The sequence below is a fragment of the Cupriavidus taiwanensis genome, from assembly GCF_900250075.1.
Lineage (GTDB): Bacteria > Pseudomonadota > Gammaproteobacteria > Burkholderiales > Burkholderiaceae > Cupriavidus > Cupriavidus taiwanensis_C.
The window spans coordinates 1,560,336-1,583,148 of sequence record NZ_LT977070.1 but is presented as its reverse complement, the minus strand read 5'-3'; the positions used below and the strand labels follow the sequence as shown (position 1 = coordinate 1,583,148).

22 protein-coding genes are annotated in these 22,813 nt (G+C 69.4%); 8 read left to right on the top strand and 14 right to left on the bottom strand.

Going from position 1 to position 22,813, the window contains the following annotated elements:
* Positions 1-72 precede the first annotated feature (72 nt).
* The 3 genes from CBM2588_RS07355 to CBM2588_RS07345 form a co-directional block, all read right to left on the bottom strand.
* Entirely contained in the window at positions 73-1,119 is a 1,047-nt protein-coding gene (locus tag CBM2588_RS07355) for a lipase secretion chaperone (RefSeq protein ID WP_231942115.1), read from the bottom strand.
* The gene (locus CBM2588_RS07350) at positions 1,106-2,227 is read right to left on the bottom strand and encodes an esterase/lipase family protein (protein WP_115679978.1); all 1,122 of its coding nucleotides are present in this window, start codon (positions 2,225-2,227) and stop codon (positions 1,106-1,108) included. Before CBM2588_RS07350 ends, CBM2588_RS07355 begins: the two co-directional genes overlap by 14 nt.
* 89 nt (positions 2,228-2,316) lie before the next feature.
* The gene (locus tag CBM2588_RS07345) at positions 2,317-3,204 is read right to left on the bottom strand and encodes a flagellar brake protein (protein WP_115679977.1); all 888 of its coding nucleotides are present in this window, start codon (positions 3,202-3,204) and stop codon (positions 2,317-2,319) included.
* Positions 3,205-3,447: 243 nt separating this feature from the next.
* Here CBM2588_RS07345 and CBM2588_RS07340 point away from each other — a divergent pair, with 243 nt between their 5' ends.
* Both CBM2588_RS07340 and CBM2588_RS07335 read left to right on the top strand, forming a co-directional pair.
* Complete coding sequence (locus CBM2588_RS07340; RefSeq protein WP_115679976.1) at positions 3,448-4,164, top strand: FadR/GntR family transcriptional regulator; 717 nt, start codon at positions 3,448-3,450, stop codon at positions 4,162-4,164.
* A 38-nt stretch (positions 4,165-4,202) separates the two neighbouring features.
* On the top strand, positions 4,203-5,309 hold the full coding sequence (locus tag CBM2588_RS07335) for an NAD(P)/FAD-dependent oxidoreductase (protein WP_115679975.1): 1,107 nt from the start codon (positions 4,203-4,205) through the stop codon (positions 5,307-5,309).
* Here CBM2588_RS07335 and CBM2588_RS07330 read toward each other — a convergent pair.
* The 5 genes from CBM2588_RS07330 to CBM2588_RS07310 all read right to left on the bottom strand — a co-directional run bounded on the left by CBM2588_RS07330 (position 5,231) and on the right by CBM2588_RS07310 (position 10,950).
* Positions 5,231-6,502, bottom strand: coding sequence for an MFS transporter (locus tag CBM2588_RS07330; RefSeq protein WP_115679974.1), 1,272 nt, complete (start codon positions 6,500-6,502; stop codon positions 5,231-5,233). The two genes, CBM2588_RS07335 and CBM2588_RS07330, sit on opposite strands and share 79 nt — an antisense overlap.
* Before the next feature lies 1 nt (position 6,503).
* Positions 6,504-7,613: a chorismate synthase gene (gene aroC, locus CBM2588_RS07325; protein ID WP_115679973.1), complete on the bottom strand. Its 1,110-nt coding sequence runs from the start codon at positions 7,611-7,613 to the stop codon at positions 6,504-6,506.
* Between the two features lie 85 nt (positions 7,614-7,698).
* Positions 7,699-8,433 (bottom strand): glutathione S-transferase C-terminal domain-containing protein, encoded by a 735-nt coding sequence (locus CBM2588_RS07320; protein WP_115679972.1) that lies wholly within the window; start codon positions 8,431-8,433, stop codon positions 7,699-7,701.
* A gap of 21 nt (positions 8,434-8,454) precedes the next feature.
* Positions 8,455-10,353 (bottom strand): MFS transporter, encoded by a 1,899-nt coding sequence (locus tag CBM2588_RS07315; RefSeq protein ID WP_115679971.1) that lies wholly within the window; start codon positions 10,351-10,353, stop codon positions 8,455-8,457.
* A gap of 150 nt (positions 10,354-10,503) precedes the next feature.
* Positions 10,504-10,950 carry a CBS domain-containing protein gene (locus CBM2588_RS07310; protein ID WP_012352517.1) on the bottom strand — a complete coding sequence of 149 codons (447 nt, stop codon included), beginning with the start codon at positions 10,948-10,950 and terminating at the stop codon, positions 10,504-10,506.
* A 249-nt stretch (positions 10,951-11,199) separates the two neighbouring features.
* Here CBM2588_RS07310 and CBM2588_RS07305 point away from each other — a divergent pair, with 249 nt between their 5' ends.
* The 3 genes from CBM2588_RS07305 (at position 11,200) to CBM2588_RS07295 (ending at position 13,756) form a co-directional block, all read left to right on the top strand.
* Positions 11,200-12,516: an O-acetylhomoserine aminocarboxypropyltransferase gene (locus tag CBM2588_RS07305; RefSeq protein ID WP_115679970.1), complete on the top strand. Its 1,317-nt coding sequence runs from the start codon at positions 11,200-11,202 to the stop codon at positions 12,514-12,516.
* The gene (locus CBM2588_RS07300; protein WP_115679969.1) at positions 12,516-13,340 is read left to right on the top strand and encodes an alpha/beta fold hydrolase; all 825 of its coding nucleotides are present in this window, start codon (positions 12,516-12,518) and stop codon (positions 13,338-13,340) included. Before CBM2588_RS07305 ends, CBM2588_RS07300 begins: the two co-directional genes overlap by 1 nt.
* Positions 13,341-13,438: 98 nt before the next feature.
* Complete coding sequence (locus tag CBM2588_RS07295; RefSeq protein ID WP_115679968.1) at positions 13,439-13,756, top strand: Mpo1-like protein; 318 nt, start codon at positions 13,439-13,441, stop codon at positions 13,754-13,756.
* 95 nt (positions 13,757-13,851) lie between these two features.
* Here the strand turns inward: CBM2588_RS07295 and CBM2588_RS07290 are convergent, their stop codons facing one another.
* A complete protein-coding gene (locus tag CBM2588_RS07290) occupies positions 13,852-15,198 on the bottom strand; it encodes a YihY family inner membrane protein (RefSeq protein ID WP_115679967.1) in 1,347 nt (448 codons plus the stop codon).
* 185 nt (positions 15,199-15,383) lie between these two features.
* Between CBM2588_RS07290 and wrbA the strand changes: the two genes are divergently transcribed.
* Genes wrbA through CBM2588_RS07275 form a run of 3 tightly spaced genes read left to right on the top strand, consistent with a single transcriptional unit; the run spans position 15,384 to position 17,828 of the window.
* Positions 15,384-15,986, top strand: a complete 603-nt coding sequence (gene wrbA / locus CBM2588_RS07285; protein WP_115679966.1) for an NAD(P)H:quinone oxidoreductase — start codon at positions 15,384-15,386, stop codon at positions 15,984-15,986.
* Positions 15,983-16,390, top strand: coding sequence for a DUF2069 domain-containing protein (locus CBM2588_RS07280; RefSeq protein WP_115679965.1), 408 nt, complete (start codon positions 15,983-15,985; stop codon positions 16,388-16,390). The genes wrbA and CBM2588_RS07280 overlap by 4 nt, the downstream gene beginning before the upstream one ends.
* A gap of 25 nt (positions 16,391-16,415) precedes the next feature.
* Entirely contained in the window at positions 16,416-17,828 is a 1,413-nt protein-coding gene (locus tag CBM2588_RS07275) for an FAD-binding oxidoreductase (protein ID WP_172583609.1), read from the top strand.
* A 12-nt stretch (positions 17,829-17,840) separates the two neighbouring features.
* Here CBM2588_RS07275 and CBM2588_RS07270 read toward each other — a convergent pair whose 3' ends face one another.
* From CBM2588_RS07270 to CBM2588_RS07250, 5 genes are all read right to left on the bottom strand, one after another.
* Entirely contained in the window at positions 17,841-18,719 is an 879-nt protein-coding gene (locus CBM2588_RS07270; RefSeq protein ID WP_115679963.1) for an N-formylglutamate amidohydrolase, read from the bottom strand.
* Positions 18,720-18,721: 2 nt separating this feature from the next.
* Positions 18,722-19,759: a porin gene (locus CBM2588_RS07265; RefSeq protein ID WP_115679962.1), complete on the bottom strand. Its 1,038-nt coding sequence runs from the start codon at positions 19,757-19,759 to the stop codon at positions 18,722-18,724.
* 164 nt (positions 19,760-19,923) lie between these two features.
* The gene (locus CBM2588_RS07260) at positions 19,924-20,883 is read right to left on the bottom strand and encodes an ABC transporter ATP-binding protein (protein ID WP_115679961.1); all 960 of its coding nucleotides are present in this window, start codon (positions 20,881-20,883) and stop codon (positions 19,924-19,926) included.
* Positions 20,880-21,842: an ABC transporter ATP-binding protein gene (locus CBM2588_RS07255; RefSeq protein WP_115679960.1), complete on the bottom strand. Its 963-nt coding sequence runs from the start codon at positions 21,840-21,842 to the stop codon at positions 20,880-20,882. The genes CBM2588_RS07260 and CBM2588_RS07255 overlap by 4 nt, the downstream gene beginning before the upstream one ends.
* 10 nt (positions 21,843-21,852) lie before the next feature.
* A complete protein-coding gene (locus CBM2588_RS07250; protein WP_115679959.1) occupies positions 21,853-22,800 on the bottom strand; it encodes an ABC transporter permease in 948 nt (315 codons plus the stop codon).
* Positions 22,801-22,813: the final 13 nt, after the last annotated feature.

Here is a 22,813-nt window from a genome sequence, read left to right as displayed (position 1 = left end):
CAAGCGCGCTGGCAATCGAAAACGGCACCGTATTTTCCGGTGCCGTTTTCTTTTTATGCGACCGCGGAGGCGTTAGCGTGCCTGCCGCCGCGCTGCCATCGCCTGGTCGACTACCTCCGCCTGCAGCGCCTCGCTCGGATTGTCGAAGGCCTGCCTGCGCAGCGTGTCCAGTTGCTGCCGCCGATCCTGCTCCGACAGCCCCGAAAACGCCTCGATCTGCGCGCGGCGCGCGGCGTAGTCGTGGTAGCGCTGCTGCCATGACTGCTCGGCCTGCGCCTGCTGCTGGTAGCGCTGCGCCACCCCTGCGCCGTAGGCCTGTGCCAGCGCGGCGCTGATGTCCTGTGTGCTGCGTCCGGCCGCCTGCAGGTCGGCGATAGTGTGGCTGATGGCCTGCGGGCGCGCGCTGGCTTCACGCGCGGCACGCAAGGGCTCTGGCAGCTTGGCGTCGAGCTCGGCCAGCCGCTGCCGCCGCTGCGCGTCGTCCAGGCTGGCCTGCGACATGATCTCCAGCCGGGCCAGCATGGCCTCGTCATAGGCCTGCTCGTCGCCGAACCAGGCCTGCGCCACCTCGGGCAGCCAGCGCTGGCGCGCCGCGTTGCGCTGCGCCAGCAGCGCGCGCAGCTGCTGCACCTGCTGTGCATCCAGCTTGCCGTCCGCATCCGCCAGCGGCTTGTGCGCGGCCTCGGGCTGGATCTCGGCCAGGCAGGCCACATAGCGGCGCCACAGCTGCCACGCCTGCCCGGCCGCGGGCTGCGGCACATGGCGGCGGATATCGTCATGCACCAGCGCATCGAGCGCATCGATGCCGCCGGCGTCGTGGCGCGCGCTCAGGAAATAATCGAAATAGGTGCGCAGCGCGCGCGTCAGCCGCAGCGTGCCCGCGCCATCGGCCTCGGGGCCTGCGGGCATCTCCACGCCGGCGAGCGATGCCCAGGTGGCGGCGCCAGCGGGCGCCGCATCCGCCGATGGCGCAAGCGGACCCGCGGCGATTGCCACCGCCGCCTGCCGCGGCACCGGCACCTGAGCCGGCGGCATGGTCAGCCAGTACACTGCAGCGGCCGCGGCACCGGCCGGCAGCAAGGCCAGCCATAACCGCGGCGCACGCTCAGAGCTGGTCATTGCGCAGGCGGTTGGCGTGGTTCAGGATGACCGCGCGCGGATCGGCATCCTGGTACAGGCCGGCCATCTGGTTGACCTCGTCGAGATGGTTCCAGTAGTAGCCGGTGGCCAGCACCCTGCCCCACTTGCTGCTGCACACCGAGACCAGGCCGTCATTGGCGCCCGCGCCCTTCAGCGCCATCAGCCCCGCCGAGGTCGACATCATGACCGTGGACGGGTCCAGCAGGTTGGAACGCAGCAGGCTGAGCGGGCCGCCCTGCCCGGTCCAGGAATACGCGGCCTGGGTATGGGTGACGAGGTTGCCGGCGGCGTCGCGCGCCTGGCGCTGCTCGGACACGGCGCCGGGGCTGTCGCAGTCCGCGCCCAGCGCGGATTGCGTGCCCGGCACCAGCGTGGCATCGAGCCGCGCATTCTGTTCGGCGGCGCCGCGCGTGGTCAGGCTCTTGAGCGAGGCCAGCGCATCCTGGTCCAGCGCCTGCCCGTTGCTGATGCCGTTGAACCAGCCGACCGTGTCGAACACGCCCTGGATCAGGCTGACCAGCACCGGGCCAGCGATGGGAATGGCGCCAATGCCGTTGATCAGGTCGAGCACGGTGTCGGCCACTTCGCTGCCGCGGTGCGGGCTGCCGATGGTGGTGGCCGACGCCACGTCCTGCGGCGACATCGCCGCCAGCATGCGCGAGGTGGGCCCACCCTGGCTATGTCCGATCAGGTTGACCTTGTCGGCGCCGCTCTCCAGCTTGACCGCGCGTACATAGGCCTGCAGCGCCAGCGCGCGCTCGGCATCGCTGTTGAACGACGGCACCGTCGCCACATAGACCTGCGCGCCATGGGAACGCAGCACTTCGGGGATGCCATACCAGTAGTCGAGCACGCCGGCCATTTTCGCCGCACCGGTCAGGCCGTGGACCAGCACGATCGGGTAGCGCGTCTTCGCGTAGTCGCCATTGACGGTGACCGCGGCGACGGGTGCCGGCTGCGCCAGCATGGCTGCGGCGGCCAGCGCCGCGGCGGTGCCTGCCAGCCTGCGCCGGGATTTGCGGGACTGCTGCTGCGTGCGCGCTACGGGCGTGCGTTGCCCGCACGCGTGGTGTTCGCCGTGCTCCATCTGGTCTCCTCGGTGGTGGGTCTTTTTATGCTGGAAGCAGTAAAGGCGGCCCGATCCGTGGAGACAATCAAAACATTAGCGGATTCCCTCTAAACGGCTGCTACCGCGGCGGGTTGCACCGGCATGCGGGTGCTCGAAAGCAGCTGTTCGTAGATGTAGCACTGCAGCAGCGTCAGTTCGCGCTCGGCCAGCACGTCGAAGGCCACGCCGAAGGCGGGAAAGTCGGCATCGTCGCCGGCGGCCCCGGCTGGCGCCATGCGGACCCAGCCATCGATCACCACCTCGCTGTCCAGCGACGCGGTACGCAGGTTGAAGCGCAGGCGCACCCGGCTGCCTGGCGCCGGAGCCGGCGCCGTGGTCTGCACCAATGCGCCACCGGTGCTGAGGTCGGACAACAGCGACAGGCGCGCCACACCGCGGTCGATGCCGTCGTCATCGGCTGGTTCGGTCAGGTAAGCGGCCAGGCGGGTCGGTACGCGCGCCGCCTTGCGCACCGGCGTCGCGTGCTGCTGCACTGGCGCGGACAGCACCAGGTAGCGGAACGGGCTGCGGCACACGGCGGTGATGGTCGAGGTAAAGCTGTGGATGGCCTGCCCGGAGAAGCCGCGCAGCACTACGCCATCGCCGGCCTGCAATGGCAGGTCGCGCCCTCCCAGCTGCGGCCAGGTGATGAAGAGGCCCTGCTCGATAAAGCCGATCAGTCGGCTCGCGGCCGGGCGCGCGGCCTCGCCGTCGAGCTTGACATGCAGCAGCGTGCCGACCTGCAGGCCGAGCGGCCCGCTGGCGGGGCGCTGTTCGTCTGCGGCCTCGTCGCCGGCATCGTCGCGGCAGACCGTGCCATGGTGGAACACCAGCGCCAGGTCGCGCGCATCGGGAATGATGTTGCCGCTGCCGAGCACCAGGTTGCCTTCGCCATCGAGCAATGACCAGGGCAGCGGGTGGCCGACGGGGAGATCGTTAGGGGTGAGCTGGATCATGGCGGTTTGCAGTTGGCCCCGGCGTGGGCGTGCTGGGACGCGACGAGCCCTGGGCGGAACTGACGCACGGACTCCGCCACCTGTATTGGGCTTCTATCGGCGCCAGCGCGGCGAAATTTAGTCCGGGGCGATGGAGGTCGAGGTCGCATGTGTAGCATCGGTTACCTCCGGCAGGCTTGACGCGCCGCAAAGTTGCGGCCAGAATCCCGGAAAGCTGTCAGACAGCCTGACACATCGAGCGACATGACTACCCTCCTGCCCCGCCCGGCTTCGCTTGCCACCCGTATCGCGCAGACCCTGCATGACGACATCCTTGCCGGCCGCTACGGCGCGGGCGCGCGCCTGCCGGCCGAGTCCGCGCTGGCCGATGCCTTCGGCGTCAGCCGCCCGATCGTGCGCGAGGCCATTGCCCAGCTGAAGGCCGACGGCGTGCTGGTGACGCGCAAGGGCTCCGGCGCCTATGTCTCCGAGACCCCGGGCGGCCAGGCCTGGCGCGTGGCCGGCGCGCCCGATGGCGGCCCCACGCTGGCACAGCTGTTCGAGCTGCGCCGGGTGGTGGAAACCGCCTGCGCGGAAATGGCGGCGCAGCGGCGCACCGCGGCCGACGTCGAGGCCATCCGGGCCGCACTGGCGGCGATGCAGGCGCAGGCCGACGGTCGCGGCGACATGGCCAGCGCCGCCGCGGCCGACATGGCGTTCCACCACGCCATTGCCGAAGCCGCGCACAACCCCTGCTTTACCGGCCTGACGGATTTCGTCGGCCAGCAGATGCTGGCCGCTCGCCAGCGCGCGTGGGAGAACACCGCGCGGCTGAGCAGCGCCACTGGCGCGCCGCGCGCGGCCGACCATGAGCATGCCGCGCTGGCCAAAGCCATTGCCGCCGGCGACGCCACGGCCGCGCGCAAAGCCGCGCAGCAGCACCTGGCGGCCGCCGCCGCGCGCCTGGGCCTGCCCGCCTGAAGCCAGATATATCGAGACCCCTGAAGCAAGGAACAACCATGGACACAGTGGATTGCGTCGTGATCGGCGCCGGCGTGGTGGGACTGGCGGTCGCGCGCGCGCTGGCGCTGCAAGGCCGCGAAGTGATCATCCTGGAAGCCGAGAACGCCTTCGGCACCATTACCAGCGCGCGCAACAGCGAGGTCATCCATGCCGGCATCTACTATCCGGCCGGCTCGCTCAAGGCGCAGCTGTGCGTGCGCGGCAAGGCCATGCTGTACGACTATTGCGCCAGCCGCCACGTGCCGCACCAGCGCTGCGGCAAGCTGATCGTCGCCACCAGCGCGGCCCAGGTGGCGACGCTCGAAGGCATCCGTGCCAGGGCGGCCGCCAATGGCGTGGACGACCTGCGCCTGATCGATCGTAGCGAGGCGCAGGCGCTGGAGCCGCAGCTGCAGTGCCATGCGGCGCTGCTGTCGCCATCGACCGGGATCGTCGACAGCCATGGCCTGATGACGGCGCTGCTGGGCGATGCGGAAAACGCGGGCGCGATGCTGGCGGTACAGTCGCCGGTGCTGGGCGGCGCGGTCACGCCGGACGGCATCCGGCTGGAGGTCGGCGCGGAAGACGGCAGCGCCACCACGCTGCTGGCGCGCACGGTGGTGAATTCGGCCGGGCTGACGGCACCGGAACTGGCACGCCGCATCGACGGCATGCCCGCAGCCCACATCCCGCCACAGTACTATGCCAAGGGCTGCTATTTCACGCTGGCCGGCCGCGCGCCGTTCTCACGGCTGATCTACCCCGTGCCCGAAGCTGCAGGACTTGGCGTGCACCTGACCATCGACCTGGGCGGCCAGGCGCGCTTCGGCCCCAATGTGCGCTGGATCGACGAAATCGAATACGGCGTCGACGCGGCGGACGCCGACGCGTTCTATGACGAGGTGCGCCGCTACTGGCCGGGCCTGGCCGACGGCGCGCTGCAGCCCGGCTATGCCGGCATTCGCCCCAAGATCAGCGGCCCGCATGAAGCCGCGGCGGACTTCCGCATCGACGGCCCCGCCGTGCACGGCGTGCCGGGGCTGGTTCACCTGTTCGGCATCGAATCGCCGGGGCTGACCTCGTCGCTGGCGATTGCCGAGCGGGTCTGCGCGGCGCTGGACTGAAGCGCGCCGTCGCCTTCCGCGCGAAAGCTCATCACCGCGCAGAAGGCCCCCGCCGCCGCGGCCACGGCGGCGAGTCCGAAGGTATGCGCCGGCGCCAGCGCGTTCCAGGTCCAGCCCATCGCCAGCCCACCCAGCGTGCCGCCCACGCCGTAGGAGATGCCGGTGTACAGCGCCTGCCCGCGCCCCTGCAGCGGTCCGGCAAACCACGCCTGCAGTCGCTTCAGGCTGGCGCTGTGGTGGGCGGCGAAGGTGGCCGCGTGCAGCACCTGCACCACCGCCATCAGCCACGCGAACTGCGCCAGGTAGCCGGTCAGCCCGAAGCGCAGCGCCGCCAGCACGAAGGTGCCCGCCAGGATGGTGCGCAGCGCGTAGCGCGCGAACAGCACGCCCTGGTAGTAGAAGAAGACGATTTCGGCGACCACGCCGATGGTCCACATCACGCCGATGGCGAACTTGCTGTAGCCCAGCGTCTCCAGCCACAGCGAGTAGAACACGTAGAGCGCCGCGTGCGCGAACATCATCAGGAAGGCCGACGCCAGGAACCAGGCCACGTCCGGGCGGCGCAGCAGCGGCAAGGCGCGCGGTGGCGTCGTGCGCGGGCCCTCGTCCGCCGCGTCGCGCATGGTCAGGACCACCCCGGCCAGGATTGCCAGCAGCGCGCTCGCCACCCACGGGAACGCGCGCATGCCGACCGCCTCGAACAGCGCCCCGCCGGCCAGCACCGCGCCGATAAAGCCGAGCGAGCCGAACATGCGGATGCGGCCGTAGCTGTGGTCGAAGGCGCCGTAACGGCGCAGCGTGGAAATGGTCAGCGCATCGCCCAGCGGCGACATCGCGCTGGTCAGGAGGCTCAGCGTCAGCATCATCGCCATCATGCCGCCGTAGCTGCCGACGCCAGGCAGCAGCAGGAACGCCAGCAGCGAAGTGAACGCGCTGACGCGCAGGATGCGCACGCGCGTGTGCATCATGTCGGAGAGCCAGCCCCACAGGTAGGGCCCGGCGATGCGGCTGACCTGGAAGCTTGCCATCAGCACGCCGATCTGCACCGGGTCGAAGCCGCGGTCGGCGAAGTACAGGCTGACGTAGGGCGAGATCAGGCCGACGTAGCCGTAATAGCCCAGGTAAAAGAGCCCGAAGCGGGCATGGTCGGGGCCGTCGGCCCCGCTTTGGCCGCCCGCGCGCTGCGGCGTCAAGTCAGCGGGTCTGGCCGGCCTGCGCGGGGATGCGCGGCGTTTCGACGCGAACGTCGCCGCACTGCGCGCGGTGGCGCAGCGCGTGGTCGACCAGCACCAGCGCCAGCATGGCCTCGGCGATCGGCGTGGCGCGGATGCCCACGCACGGGTCGTGGCGGCCGAAGGTCTCGACGGTGGCGGCGTTGCCGGCCTTGTCGATCGATTCGCGCGGGGTGCGGATAGAAGACGTCGGCTTGATCGCCAGCGACACGGTGATGTCCTGCCCGGTGGAGATGCCGCCCAGCACGCCGCCGGCGTTGTTGGTGCGGAAGCCCGCGGCGGTCAGCTCGTCGCCATGCACGCTGCCGCGCTGCGCGACGCTGTCGAAGCCAGCGCCGATCTCGACGCCCTTGACCGCGTTGATGCCCATCATGGCGTGCGCGATATCGGCATCGAGCTTGTCGAACAGCGGCTCGCCCAGCCCCACGGGCACGTTGCTGGCCACCACCTCGATGCGCGCGCCGACCGAGTCGCCGTCGCGGCGCAGCGCGTCCATATACGTTTCCAGCTCAGGGATGATGTCGGCGTTGGCGGCGAAGAACGGGTTCTCCGGCACGTGCGACCAGTCGGTGAACGGCACCGCGATTTCGCCCAGCTGCGACATATAGCCCCGGATCTCGGTGCCGTACTGCTCGCGCAGCCATTTCTTGGCCACCGCGCCCGCCGCCACCACCGGCGCGGTCAGGCGCGCAGACGAGCGGCCGCCGCCGCGATGGTCGCGGATGCCGTATTTCTGCCAGTAGGTGTAATCGGCATGGCCCGGGCGGAAGGTCTCGACGATATTGCCGTAGTCCTTGCTGCGCTGGTCGGTGTTGCGGATCAGCAGGCAGATCGGGGTGCCGGTGGTCTTGCCCTCGAACACGCCGGACAGGATCTCGACCTGGTCCGGTTCCTTGCGCTGGGTGACGTGGCGCGAGGTGCCGGGCTTGCGGCGGTCCAGGTCGCCCTGGATGTCGGCCTCGGTCAGCGCCAGGCCCGGCGGGCAGCCGTCCACCACCGCGCCGATGGCGGGCCCGTGCGATTCTCCGAACGTGGTGACAGTGAAAAGCAGGCCAAGGGTGTTGCCGGACATGATGGAAACCGCACAGGAATTGGGGACGGCCTCCATTGTAAGGCCAATGGCGATGCCCGGGCGGCCCCTGGCGGTGCGGAAACGCTCAGGCGGCTACGCCCTGCGGCACCGGTCCGGCGGCCAGCTCCGGATAGAACTCGGCGCGCATCCGGTCCATATAGGCCACCAGGTTGGCATGCCCCTCGGCCGCGGTGCGGATGGGGGTGTCGAATACGGGGCACAGCAGGCTGCCGGCAAAGGCAAAGAGCGTCGCATCCGCCCCGCACGGCCGGTCGCCCATCAGGTAGCGCTTGTCGCCCAGGATGTCGGCGATCGAGGCCACGCCCTTGCTGGCCAGCGCCACCAGCTCTTCCTCGCTATGCCGGCCCAGGCCCTGCCCCCACAGCGTCTTGCGCACCTTGTAGCGCACCAGCCGCTCGGCCAGGCCGCGCACCGGCGCCGGCACGCTGCGGAAGAACTGGGCCGGGCCCTTGTCGAAATTGGCCTGGTCCAGCCAGCGCACCCGCGCCACCGCCCAGTAGAGATGGTCCTCCATCAGCTTCTCGGCGGCCCAGGCAATGCCGCGCTCGGCCGGGCTCAGGCCCTCGTCGAAATCGATGTGGTAGGTCTTCTCGATATGCCAGCGGATCATGGTGGAATCGGCCACGATCCGGCCCATGTCGTCCAGGTACGGCAGCTTGCCCTTGGGCGCGCGCCGCAGGCTGCCGGGGCGCGCGTGGTATGGCAGGCCGGCCAGCTTGAGCAGCATCTCGGCCTTGGTAACGAAGGGGCTGGCATCGGGCAGCCCGAAGGCGGGGCCGAAGGTGTAGAGCGTGATCATCGGGGATCGCCTTTGCGTCAGCTAGCGCCAGTCGCCGCGCAAGGCCTGCACCATCTGCTGCAGGCCTTCCGGGGTGGCCGACTCGGGCGGCACCGGCTCGCCCACCACCAGCTCGAGCCGGTTCAGGATGCCGCGCCGGAACGGCCGCGACATCGCCGGCGCGCCCTTGCGCGAGAAAAAGCTGCCCCACAGCCCGCGCAGCGCCATTGGCACCACCGGCACCGGGGTGCGGCGGATGATCTGCTGCACGCCCTGCTTGAACGGATTGATGTCGCCGGTGGCGGTGATCTTGCCTTCGGGGAAGATGCAGACCAGGTCGCCGTCTTCCAGCGCCTGGGCCACGCTGTCGTAGGCACGCCGCAGCATCTCGGGATCCTGGTGCGCCGGCGCGATCGGGATCGCCCGCGCCTGGCGGAAGAACCACGACAGCAGCGGCACCTTGAAGATGTTGTGGTCCATCAGGAAGCGCACCGGGCGCGGGCTGCACGCCATCAGCACCACCGCATCGGCAAAGCTGACGTGGTTGCACACCAGCACCGCCGGACCGTCCGCGGGGATGCGCTCGGCATTGATGCGGCGCAGGCGATAGAGGGTATGGACCAGGATCCACGCGATAAAGCGCAGCAGGAATTCCGGCACCAGCGAATAGATGTAGACCGCCACCACCGCATTGAGCAGCCCCACCACCAGGAACAGCTGCGGGATGGTGTAGCCCGCCTGGGTCAGCGCCACGCCCAGCAACGAGGCCGCGATCATGAAGAAGCTGTTCAGGATGTTGTTGGCGGCGATGATGCGGGCGCGGTGCGTGGGCGCGCTGCGGCTCTGGATCAGCGCGTACAGCGGCACGCTGTAGAACCCGCCGAACATCGCCAGCAAAAACAGGTCGGCCAGCACGCGCCAGTGGTGCGGCGCGGCCAGGAAGGCGCCGATGCCGCTCAGCGCGGCCGGCGCCTGCCCCTGGCTGGCAAAGTACAGATCGACCGCGAACACGGTCATGCCGATCGAGCCGAACGGCACCAGACCGATCTCGACATGGCGCCCCGACAGGCGCTCGCACAGCAGCGAACCGGTGCCGATGCCCAGCGAGAACACCGCCAGCAGCAGCGTCACCACGTTCTGGTCGCCGCCCAGCACATCCTTGGCATAGCTGAAGAACGAGGTCAGGAAGGTCGCGCCGAGGAACCACAGCCACGAAATGCCGAGCAGGCTCAGGAACACGGTGCGGTTGCCGCGCGCCAGCACCAGGTTGCGCCAGGTTTCGGAAAACGGGTTCCAGTTGATGCGCAGGTCCGGCTGCGGCGCCGGCGACGCCGGGATGCGGCCAGCCACCAGCCGCCCGGCCACGGCGATGATCACGCAGGCCGCGCCCACGTACAGCGGCCCGACCATGGCACCGCCCTGTTGCAGCCCGGCCAGCTCGCCGCCGATCAGCGTGCCGATCAGGATCGCGACGAAGGTACCCATCTCGACCAGCCCGTTGCCGCCGACCAGTTCGCTCTCGTCCAGGTGCTGCGGCAGGTAGGCAAACTTGACCGGCCCGAACAGCGTGGAATGCAGCCCCATCAGGAAGGTGCCGGCGTACAGCAGCGGCGCGCTGTGCCAGGCAAAGCCGGCCAGGCCCAGCACCATGATGGCGATTTCCAGCGACTTGACCAGCCGGATCAGCCGCGACTTCTCCAGCTTGTCGGCGATCTGCCCGCTGGTGGCCGAGAACAGCACGAACGGCGCGATAAAGATGGCCGAGATCAGGAACGCCGCGCTGCGCGCGTCGACGCCCTCGAACAGCGCCGTGTGGTAGGTCACCAGCGAGGTGAAGGCGACCTTGAACACGTTATCGTTCATCGCCCCCAGGAACTGGGTCCAGAAGAACGGCGCGAAACGGCGCAGGCCGAGCAGTCGGAACTGGCTGTGTTGGCTCATGGATGGGCCGGTCGGTCGGGCGACCGCCAACGGAGTGGGGACGCCGGCTAGTGTGCCGCAGCCGCGGCCTGTCCGCCACCTTGCCGCGGTCCGGCGGCGCCCACCGACGGCATTTTCGCAGGCGGGGTCAGCCGGCGCGGCCGGGCGCCATCACTCGGCGCGCTCCTCCGGCCAGTCGCGGATATACGCCTTGAGCATCTTGTTCTCGAAACTCTGGTCCTCGACCACGGCCTTGGCGACGTCGTAGAACGAGATCACGCCCATCAGCGTGCGGTTGTCGAGCACGGGCAGGTAGCGGGTGTGACGCTCCAGCATCATCCGACGAACCTCGTTGACGTCGGTTTCCATGGTGCAGGTCAGCGGCGCATCGTCCATCACCTTGCGGATGCTGCTGGTACCGACGTTGCCATTGTTGCGGGCCAGCGTCTCGATGATCTCGCGGAAGGTCAGCATGCCGACCAGGTCGCCGTACTCCATCACCACCAGCGAGCCGATATCGTGCTCGGCCATGGTGTGCACGGCGACCAGCAAGGAGGTGTCAGGCGTCACGGTGTAGAGCGTATTGCCCTTGATCTGGAGGATGTCGCTGACTTTCATGGTGGTCTCCGCTGCCTGCGCTCACACTGAGCTGAAACTGAGGGTATCGCGCCGGCCGTGGCACCGGGGGCGATACCGGTCGCATTGTTATCTGTCTACGGGTGTGCGGGCACCGTGTGCCCGTTGGCCGATGCTAGCCCAAACCCGCCGCCAAAGTAAAGCGGGAGGCCGGTTTCCGGGCCGCCGGCGCGCGTGGGCGGGCGCACGATGCTACGATGCTGGCCGGAGACAACTCAAGGCCGACCGACCATGTCCGGAACCCGCTTCGACACGCTGGCGCTGCACGCCGGCGCCGCGCCCGACCCCGCCACCGGGGCCCGCGCCACCCCCATCCACCTGACCACGTCCTTCGTGTTCCGGGATAGCGAGCACGCCGCGTCGCTGTTCAACATGGAACGCGCGGGGCACGTCTACTCGCGCATTTCCAACCCCACCGTGGCGGTGCTCGAGGAACGCATCGCCGCGCTCGAGAACGGCGCCGGCGCCATCGCCACGGCCTCGGGCCAGGCCGCGCTGCACCTGGCGGTAGCCACGCTGATGGGCGCGGGCTCGCATATCGTGGCTTCGTCGGCGCTGTACGGCGGCTCGCACAACCTGCTGCACTACACGCTGCGCCGCTTCGGCATCGAGACCACCTTCGTCAAGGCGCGCGACATCGACGCCTGGCGCGCTGCCATCCGCCCCGAGACCCGGCTGCTGTTCGGCGAGACGCTGGGCAACCCCGGGCTGGACGTGCTCGACATCCCGACGCTGGCGCAACTGGGCCAGGACCACGGCATCCCGCTGCTGGTGGATTCCACCTTCACCACGCCCTACCTGCTGCGCCCGTTCGATCATGGGGCCGGCCTGCTCTACCACTCGGCGACGAAGTTCCTGGGCGGCCACGGCACCACCATCGGCGGCGTGCTTGCCGAGGGCGGCACCTTCGATTTCGAGGCCTCGGGGCGCTTCCCGGAGCTGTCCGAGCCCTACGAGGGCTTCCACAACATGGTGTTCACCGAGGAAAGCACGGTCGCGCCGTTCCTGCTGCGCGCGCGCCGCGAGGGCCTGCGCGATTTCGGCGCCTGCATGAACCCGATGGCGGCATGGCAGCTGCTGCAGGGCGTGGAGACGCTGCCGCTGCGCATGAGCCGCCATGTCGACAACACGCGCAAGGTGGTGCAGTTCCTGGTCTCGCACCCGATGGTCGAGTCGGTGTCTTACCCGGAACTGGAATCGCACCCCGACTACGAACTGGCCAAGCGCCTGCTGCCGCGTGGCTGCGGCGCGGTGTTCAGCTTCAACCTGAAGGGCAACCGCCTGGCCGGCCAGCGCTTTATCGAAAGCCTGTCGCTGTTCTCGCATCTGGCCAATGTCGGCGACGCGCGCTCGCTGGTTATCCACCCCGCGTCGACCACGCACTTCCGCATGGACGCGGCCGCGCTGCAGTCGGCCGGCATCACCGAAGGCACGATCCGGCTGTCGGTCGGCCTGGAAGATGCCGATGACCTGATCGACGATCTCAAGCGCGGCCTGAAGGCGGCCGAGAAGGCCATGGGCGCCGGCAACAAGGGAGGGCAAGCCTGATGGAACTGAACCTTGCCGGCCAGCCGGCCTACGCCTATACCGGCGGCAAACCCTTCGACCCCGCCCTGCCCTGCGCGGTCTTCGTCCACGGCGCGCAGAACGACCACAGCGTCTGGGCGCTGCAGACGCGCTGGTTCGCCAACCATGGCTTCTCGGTGCTGGCGGTGGACCTGCCCGGCCACAACCGCAGCAAGGGCGCGCCGCTGGCCACGGTCGAAGCCATGGCGGACTGGGTCATGGCGCTGGTGGCCGCCGCCGGCGTTACGGCGCCGGCCTTCGTGTTCGGCCACAGCATGGGCTCGCTGATCGCGCTGGAATGCGCGGCGCGGCATCCGCAGGCGGTGCGCGGCATCGGCCTGCTGGCCACGGCGTATCCGATGAAGGTCTCGGACGCGCTGCTGGACGCCTCGCTCAACCGCGAGGGCGATGCCATCGCCATGGTCAACACCTGGTCGCATTCGAGCCTCGCCAACAAGCCGTCGTCGCCGGGACCCGGCGCGTGGATGCATGGCGGCAGCCAGCGGCTGATGGAACGGGTGTCGCGCAACAACCCGCAGGCGCATGTGTTCCACAACGACTTCTCGGCCTGCAACGCCTATGCCCATGGCGAGGAAGCCGCCGCGGCGGCGACCTGCCCGGCGCTGTTCATCACCGGCAGCAAGGACATGATGACCTCGCCCAAGGCGGCCCAGGCACTGGCCGGCAAGATGCGCAGCGCGAGCGTGGTGACGGTGCCGTGCGGCCATGCGCTGATGGGCGAGCGTCCGGATGAAGTGCTGGATGCGCTGGCGGCGTTTGCGCGCAAGGTGGTGGCGGCGGGCTGACGCTGGTCCCGGACGGCCGGCCACGCCGGCGGCCGTCCCCCCTGCATCGCGGCGCGGAAGGTCTACACTGCAGCAAACAAGACCTGCCGGAGACAGCCATGGCCCACGCCCGCGCACGCGAGTTCGAGAATTTCGCGGCCTTCTATCCCTACTACCTGAGCGAACACCAGAACCGTACCTGCCGGCGGCTGCATTTTGCCGGGTCGACGGTGGCGCTGCTGTGCCTGGTGGCGCTGGTCGTGACCGGCAATTTGTGGTGGCTGCTCGCCGCGGTGGTGGCGGGCTATGCGTTCGCCTGGGTCGGGCACTTTGGCTTCGAGAAGAATCGGCCGGCTACGTTTCGGCATCCTATCTATAGCCTGATGGGGGATTGGGTGATGTATTTTGATGTCTGGCGGGGGAGGATTCCGTTTTGAAAGGGCGACGGGGCTTGGCGCTTATGTGAGGTGGTCGCCGGTGGTGACATGCTGTCACCAACAACGACCACCCCAGATAGCCAGCTAACCAAAAATCAAACCTGCCCATGCCACCCCGGCGGCACCACCTCCAGCGCACGCCGCGGGCGCTGCCCGTCGCCATCGCCGGCCGTCGGCGGCAAATCCACCGGCTGCTGCCGGAACACCGCCTCCAGCGTCTGATCCAGCTGCGGATTATCCAGGATCGACTTGAGCGCATCCGCCCCGCGCAGATGCTGCGCCAGCGCCGTACGCGGCAGCCGCGGCAGGTTCAGCACCAGCCGGTCGTGCAGCGTGCGCAGCGTCACCTGCGACGGGTCGCACAGCAGCGCCCAGTGGGCCTGGCCGCGCTCCTGCTGCAGGCGGCCGACCAGGTGCATGGCCTTGAGCTTGTCCAGCAGACTGGACAGGTAGTCGGCCTCGACCCGCAGCTTGCGGCTCAGGTCCAGTTCGCCGACGCTGCGCGGCACTTCGTCGCGCGCGCGGTAGAGCAGCAGCAGCACGCCCAGCGCGTCGAAGAACTCGCTGCCGGCAAAGCTGCGGCGGCGCCAGTAGCCCTGCCGGATCACCGGCAGGTTGGCGGCGATGGTCGCGCCCAGCAGGGTCACCAGCCAGCTCAGGTAGATCCATAGCAGGAACAGCGGCAGCGCGGCGAAGGTGCCGTAGACCGCGGTGTAGGCCGGGATCTCGGTGATGAAATAGCCGAAGCCGCGCTTGGCGAACTCGAACGCCACCGCCGCGACCAGCCCTGCCACGATGGCATCGCGCCACTCGACATAGGCGTTGGGCACCGCCGTGTACAGGAAGGCAAAGGCCAGCGCCGACAGCAGCACCGGCGCCGCGCCCACCAGCAGCCCCAGCCCCACCGGCATGGTGCCGACATAGCCGGCCGAGATCGAGATCAGATAGGAACTGATCGACAGGCTCGCGCCGATCAGCACCGGGCCGAAGGTCAGCACCGCCCAGAACACCAGCACCCGCTGCGCCAGCGGGCGGCGCTGCTTGACGCGCCAGATCGCGTTGAGCGCGTCTTCCACGGTCAGCATGGTCAGCACCGAGGTGACCATCAGCCCGCCCAGGCCCATCGCGGTCAGCCCGCGCGCGCTCTTGGCGAACATGCCGAGATAGCGCTGGATCGATTCGCTGACGTTGCCCGGGATCAGGTTCTGGAACAGGAACGCCTCGATGGCGTTGCGGAAGTCGCGGAACACCGGGAACGCGGCCAGCAGCGCGAAGGCCACGGTCAGCACCGGCACCACCGCCAGCACGGTGGTGAAGGTCAGGCTGGCCGAGACCTGCGGCAGCCGGTCTTCGGCGGCGCGGCGCAGCGCATAGCGCGCCAGGGCACGCACCTTTTGCAGGTTCCATTCCCGGCGCAGGCGGGCGACGCGGGCTCCAATCATGCGCAAGCAACCTCCTGGATCTGGTGTGTCGGATCGTCTGTCGAATTCAAGGATGGCCCCGTTGCGCGTGCGGCGCGTGGCCTTCGGGAGATGGCGCGGGGGGCGCATCTATAATACGCGCATTGTTGCCGGCATCCTCGCGCATCCCCCCTTCGCGGTCCCTTCACCGCCGGCCGTCCCGCTCCATGACCGAGATCCTCGTCCTGTACTACAGCCGCCACGGCAGCACCCGCAAGCTTGCCGAACTGATCGCCACCGGCATCGACAGCGTCCCCGGCGCCCAGGCCCGCCTGCGCACGGTGCCGCCGGTTTCCACCGTGTGCGAGGCCACCGCGCCGGACATTCCCGCCGACGGCCCGCCCTATGCCGAGCTGCGCGACCTGGAGGAATGCGCCGGGCTGGCGCTGGGCAGTCCCACCCGCTTCGGCAACATGGCCGCGCCGGTGAAGTACTTCCTCGACGGCACCGTGGCCCAGTGGCTGTCGGGCGCGCTCGCCGGCAAGCCCGCCTGCGTGTTCACCGCCACCGGCAGCCTGCATGGCGGGCAGGAGACCACGCTGCTGTCGATGATGCTGCCGCTGCTGCACCACGGCATGCTGATCCTGGGCCTGCCCTATTCCGAGAAGGGCCTGATGACGACGGCCTCGGGCGGCACACCTTATGGCCCCAGCCACCATGCCCACGGCGACAACCGCGGCCCCGTCACCGATGACGAATCGGCGCTGGCCATGGCCATGGGCCGCCGGCTGGCGCAGACCGCGCTGCGCCTGGCCGGAGCGCAGGCATGACCGCCGCCGCGAACAGCGACCAGGCCCTGCACAGCCCGTGGCTGTACCGGCTCAGCGTGGGCAGCCTGCTGGCGCTGCTGGTGCTGTGCATTGCCTGGGAATGGTTGCTGGCACCGCTGCGGCCCGGCGGCTCGTGGCTGATTCTCAAGTTCCTGCCGCTGCTGCTGCCGCTGCGCGGCGTGCTCTCGCGCAACCGCTACACCATGCAGTGGTCGTCGATGCTGATCCTGCTGTTCTTCACCGAGGGCATCGTGCGCGCCACCAGCGACCGCGCGCCCTCGTCCACGCTGGCGTGGGTCGAGGTGGCGCTGACGCTGGTGTTCTTCACCAGCACCATCCTCTACCTGCGCCCGTACAAACGCCGCGCCCGCGCCGCCGCCAGGGCCGCGGGGCGCAAGTCCTGAATCGCGTCCACCCATCGCCATGACCTTGCCTCAAGACTCCTTCCTGGCACTGTGCCGCGCCGCGCTGGGCCCGCAGCACGTGCTGACCGACGCGGCCGACCAGGCGCCGTACCTGACCGACTGGCGCAAGCGCTATCGCGGCGAGGCGCTGGCAGTGCTGCGCCCCGGCACCACCGCGGAAGTCGCCGAGGTGGTCCATGCCTGCCATGCGCACCGGATCGCCGTGGTGCCGCAGGGCGGCAACACCGGCCTGTGCGGCGGCGCCACCCCGGTGGCGGGCGCGCCGCAGGTGGTGATTTCGCTGCAGCGGCTCAACCGCATCCGCCAGGTCGATCCGCTCAACAACACCATCACGGTCGAGGCCGGCGTGGTGCTGCAGCAGCTGCAGGAGGTGGCGCGCGAGCACGGCCGGCTGTTTCCGCTAAGCCTGGCGGCCGAGGGCAGCTGCACCATCGGCGGCAACCTGTCGACCAATGCCGGCGGCACCGCGGTGCTGCGCTACGGCAACACGCGCGAACTGTGCCTGGGGCTGGAAGTGGTGACGCCCTCCGGCGAAACCTGGCACGGGCTGCGCGGCCTGCGCAAGGACAACACCGGCTATGACCTGCGCGACCTGTTCATCGGCGCCGAAGGCACGCTCGGCATCATCACCGCCGCGGTAATGAAGCTGTTCCCGCTGCCGCGCGCGTCGGTCACGGCGCTGGCCGCGGTGCAGAGCCCGCGCGCCGCGCTGGCGCTGCTGGCCATCGCCCAGTCGCACGCCGGCGCCATGCTGACCGGCTTCGAGCTGATGTCGGCGCTCAGCATGACGCTGGTGACGCGGCACTTCCCGCAGCTGCGCTATCCGTTCGCCGACATGCATCCGCAGCTGGTGCTGCTGGAGCTGTCCGACAGCGAAAGCGAAGCCCATGCGCGCGGTATCTTCGAGACCATGATGTCGGCCGCGTTCGACGCCGGCGTGGTCGCCGACGCGGTGGTGGCGGAGTCGGTGCAGCAGTCGCGCGACTTCTGGAACCTGCGCGAGCATATTCCGCTGGCGCAGGTGGAAGACGGCAAGAACATCAAGCACGACATCGCCGTGCCGGTCTCGCGCGTCGCGGACTTTATCGAGTGCACCGACGCACTGCTGCAGAATGCCTTTCCCGGCGCGCGCATGGTCACCTTCGGCCATCTCGGCGACGGCAACCTGCACTACAACGTGGCGCCGCCCGAAGGTGTCGACCACGATGACTTCCTGGCGCACCAGGACCAGGTCAACCGCATCGTGCACGACAGCGTGCGCTCGCATAACGGGTCGATCTCGGCCGAGCACGGCCTGGGCCAGCTCAAGCGCGAGGAGAACCGGCATTACAAGAGCGAGGTCGAGCTCGCCATGATGCGGGCGATCAAGGGCGCGCTCGATCCGCTCGGGCTGATGAACCCCGGCAAGGTGGTGTGAGCGCGCCTGCGCTCAGCGGCGCAGCTCGGTGTGGCCCAGTTCGGTCTGGCGCAGTTCGGTCTGGATATAGGCCGCAACGTGCTCGAGCAGCTCGTCGAGATGCCCGCGCAGCACGGCAAAGCCCGCATGCTGCGCCAGCGTGGCCTCATCCATGTACAGCGCCCGGTTGATCTCGATCTGCAGGCTGTGGCGCCGCTGCGCCGGATCGGCATAGGCGCGGATCAGCTGCGCGCCCTTGTACGGCCAGTTGATGGCCACCTGGTAGCCCAGGCTGCGCAGGCACTCCGCAACCAGTTCGATGAACGCCGCCGAGCAAGTCGCGCCGTCGCCGTTGCTGACGACGAAATCCGGCCGCGCGGCGCCGTTGTCGACGTTCATCGCATTGCCGCGCGACTTCATCGAATGGCAGTCGAGATGCCACACCGCGCCGCAGCGCGCATGGTGCTGCGCCAGCAGTCCGGACAGTGCCGCGTGGTACGGGTCGTAGTAGGTCTTGAGCAGGTATTCCGCCATATGCGGCGACAGGGCCGCGGCATAGACCGGCACGCCGGGCAGCGCCAGCCGGCGCAGCACGCCCATGCCGCGGCCGGACTTGTCGCTGGGGCGCACGTCATAAGGCATGGCGCCGTCGATCAGGTCGGGATCGATATCGTCGCGGGCGCGGTTGACGTCGACCAGCCAGCGCGGGAAGTCCGCGCACAGCAAGGTGCCGCCCACCCGCGGCGCATGCGCGAAAAGCTGGTCGACATAGGCGTCCCAGCCCGTCAGCAAGGCTTCGGGCGGCGCCGCCAGCGGCAGGTTCTCGGCATGCAGCAAGCCGCTGTGCGGGGAATCCACCACCAGCGGCAGCGCCGGCCCGGCCGGTTCAGTCAGCGAATACGGAAGCGTCATGGTCAGAATTTGTGCTGGATGCCGACGCCCACCGTGGTCACGGTGTCGCCGGACTTGTGCGAGTTGGGATCCTCGCGATCAAAGAAGACATAGGGCATGGTGCGCTTGCTCAGGCTATAGCCGTAGCCGGCCTGCACCTTGCTGAGCCGGCCCTGCGGGTCGCGCTGCACCGCGCGCTGCATGTAGTTGACGGTGAGCTTGTGCGCGCCGTACGGCACGGAGAAGCCGACCAGCCAGTACGGCACGTCGGTACGCGTGGTCGCGGTGCCGGCGTAGCGGTCGCGCCCGACGATGCCGTAGAGGTTGACCACGGTGAAGTCGTACGAAGCCACCGCCTGCACCTTGTCGCGGAAATCGTTGGCCACCAGGCCGCCGCTCTTGGCATCGCGCGAATAGCCCAGGCCTGCGGAGAACTTGCCGGCGGCGTAGTTCAGGCCCAGGTCGAACTGGCGGAAATCGTCCTCCGCCTGCACCGGCGGCCGGGTATTGGGCGTGGTCGAATCCGGCCCCGCCAGGTTCATGCGCGCCCGCAGCGAGAAGCCACCGAAGCTCGGCGTCATATACCCCAGCGCATTCGACACGCGGTTGCGCGCGTTCAGCACCTTGGTGCCGATCGCTGTGGCGCCCGCATCGTGGATGGCGAAGTCGACGTTCTGCGTCACCTGCGAATAGATCGGCGAACCCACGATCGTCGCCGAATCCAGCCGGCCCAGCGCGATCGCGCCGAAGCCGCCCTGCAGGCCGACGAAGGCATGGCGGAACTGCGGGTTGGTGGCGACGCCGTCGTCGGCGCCGAAACCCTGCTCCAGGCCGAACGCCGCGCGCAGGCCGCCGCCCAGCTCTTCGCTGCCGCGCAGGCCCCAGCGCGAGGCGTTGTCCGCCATCTGCGCGGCCCGGCCCTCGGGCCCCTTCTGGTATTCGATGTCGGTGTCGATGCGGCCGTACAGCGTCACCGTTGCGTCGGCCGCGGCCGACAGCAGCGCCAGCGCGCCGCCGAGGCAGGCGCGTGCGAGTGCGCGCCGGGTGTGGATACCGTTCATGCTGTTGCTCCCCTGTCGTGGTCTGTCATGCAAGAAATCCCCCCTTTGTGGTCCAACTGCCGCGTGTTGCGCCCGCGCAGCGCGCACGCACCCGCCCATCCCGCGCGGGCGGGATGGAACCATTCGATCGGGAACGTAAGCGGGCCGCGCCGGGCGGCGGCTATCTAGTCATTCAGGTGACAGGCGGACAGGCGTCCGCCGATATCGCGCAACAGCGGCACCTGCGTCGTGCAGCGCGCGCTCGCGTGCGGGCAGCGCGGATGGAAGGCGCAGCCACCGGGCGGCGCCAGCGGGCTGGGCAGTTCGCCGCGGATGGGCTGGTGCGCGGGCGGACTGGCGCCCAGGCGCGGCGCGTCGGCCAGCAACGCGCGCGTATAGGGATGGTTGGGCGCGGCGAACACCTCGCGCGCGGGGCCGCTTTCGACGATGCGGCCCAGGTACATGATCACCACGCGATCCGACATATGTTCCACCACCGCCAGGTTGTGGCTGATGAAGACATAGGTCAGCGCGTGCTCGCGCCGCAGCTGCATGAACAGGTTGATGATCTGCGCCTGCACCGAGACATCGAGCGCCGACACGGCCTCGTCGCAGATCAGCAGGCGCGGACGCAGCGCCAGCGCGCGCGCGATCGCCACGCGCTGGCGCTGGCCGCCGGAGAACTCGTGCGGATAGCGCTCGGCATAGCCGCGATCGAGCCCCACCTGCTGCAGCAGCTCGCCGGCGGCCGCGGCGGCGCGCGAGCGCTTGACCAGGCCGTGGTAGACCGAGCCTTCGGTAATGGCCTGGCCGATGCGCAGGCGCGGGTTCAGCGACGCATAGGGATTCTGGAACACCATCTGCACCGCGCGGTGATAGGCGGCCGAAGCGAGGTCGGCGCGCTGGCCTTGCCATGCGATCTCGCCGCCGGTCCGCGGCAGCAGGCCGGCCAGCATGCGCCCGAGCGTGGACTTGCCGCAGCCGGACTCGCCCACCACGCCGAGCACCTCGCCCTGGCGCACCTGCAGCGAGACATCGTTGACGGCATGCACCGCCTGCGCCGGCTTGCCGGCCATGCGCGCGAGCAGGCCGGGCTTGAGCAGAAAGCGTTTCTGCAGGTTGTGCGCTTCGAGCATGACCGTCATGCCGCCTCCAGGGGATAAAAGCAGCGCAGCGTGCGGCCGCGCACATTGGTTTCGACAGGGACCTGGGCGCACGCCGGGCGCGCGCGCGGACAACGCGGCGCGAAGGCGCAGCCCGGCGGCAGCGCAGCCAGTGCCGGCGCCGCGCCCGGGATCGCGCGCAGGGTGGCGCCGCGCATCGCCGGCGTCGGCAGCGAATCGAGCAGGCCGCGCGTGTACGGATGCAGCGGCCGTTTGATCAGTTCGTCGACCGGCCCCTGCTCCACCACGCGGCCCGCGTACATCACGCAGACCCGGTCGACCAGGTCCTTGACCACGGCAAGGTCGTGGCTGATCCAGATCGCCGCGGCGCCGGTCTCGCGCACCAGCTGCTTCATCTCGTAGAGGATCTGCGCCTGGATGGTGACGTCGAGCGCGGTGGTGGGCTCGTCGGCGATGATCAGGTCGGGCCGGTTGATCAGCGCGTTGGCGATCGCCACGCGCTGGCGCATGCCGCCGGACAATTCGTGCGGATAGGCACGCATGCGCTCCCGCGGCGCCGGGATGCCGACCCGCGCCAGCGCATCGACCGCCTGCGCATGGGCCTGCGCGCGGGTGCGGCGGTGATGCACCAGCACGGTCTCGGCGAGCTGGTCGCCCACGCGCATCACCGGATTGAGCGACATCATCGGGTCCTGGAACACCATCGCGATGCGGTCGCCGCGCAGGGCCTGCCACTGGCGCGGCGAGCACGCCAGCAGCTCCTGCCCCTTGAAGCGGACCGAGCCGCCGGTGACGCGACCGGGCGGGTCCAGCAGGTTCATCAGCGAGAACGCCGTCACCGACTTGCCCGAGCCGGACTCGCCCACGATGCCCAGGATCTCGCCCGGTTCCAGCGTGAAAGACACGCCGTCGACCGCCTTCACCGCCCCGTGCGCGAACGCGAAGCTGGTGCTCAGGCCGGAAACTTCCAGTAGTGCCATGCCGGGCTCCTTACGCTTCCAGCCGCGGGTTGAGCACGCGGCGCAGGCGGTCGCCCACCAGGTTGATCGAGCCGATCAGCAGCACCAGCGCCACGCCCGGGAACACGCTGATCCAGTACTTGTTGGACAGCATGTATTCGAAGCCGTTGGCGATCAGCATGCCCAGCGACGGCTGCGTGCGCGGCAGCCCGATGCCGAGGAAGCTCATGGTGGCCTCGAGCGTGATCGCATGCGCGATCTGCAGCGTGCCGGTCACCACCAGCGGCGCCATGCAGTTGGGCAGGATATGGCGGAACATCACGCGCAGCGCCGGCAGCCCCTGGCCCAGCGCGGCCTCGACATATTCCTTGCGCCGCTCCACCTGCGCCGCGCCGCGCACGGTGCGGGCAAAATAGGCCCATTGCACGATCACCAGCGCCAGCAGGGTCTTGTCGACGCCCTGCCCCAGCACCGCCAGCAGGATCAGCGCCACCAGCACCGCCGGCAGGCTCAGCTGCAGGTCGACCACGCGCATGATGGCGGCATCGACCACGCCGCCGAAGTAGGCCGCGGCCAGCCCGACTGCGCTGCCCACCATCAGCGCCACCACCGCGCTGATCACGCCCACGCCCACGCTGATGCGGATGCCGTAGAAGATGGCGCTGAGCAGGTCGCGCCCGGCGCCGTCGGTGCCGAGCCAGTAGTGCGCCCGGCCTTCATAACCCGTGCTGCCAGGCGGCAGCTCGGAATCGATCACCGACACCGTGGCGAGGTCATAGGGGTTCTGCGGGCTGAGCGCATGGGCCAGCACGGCCACCAGCAGCAGCACCAGCAGCAAGGCCAGCGCGGCGGCGCAGACGCGGTTGGCGCAGAAGCGCCGCAGCAGCGAAGGGCGTGCCGGCGGCGCGGCGGCTGGCGCCGGCGCGAGCGTGGGGAGCGCGGGCACGGCTTCATCGTTTTCGGATAGAGGCAGGGACATCGGTTCGGTCTCG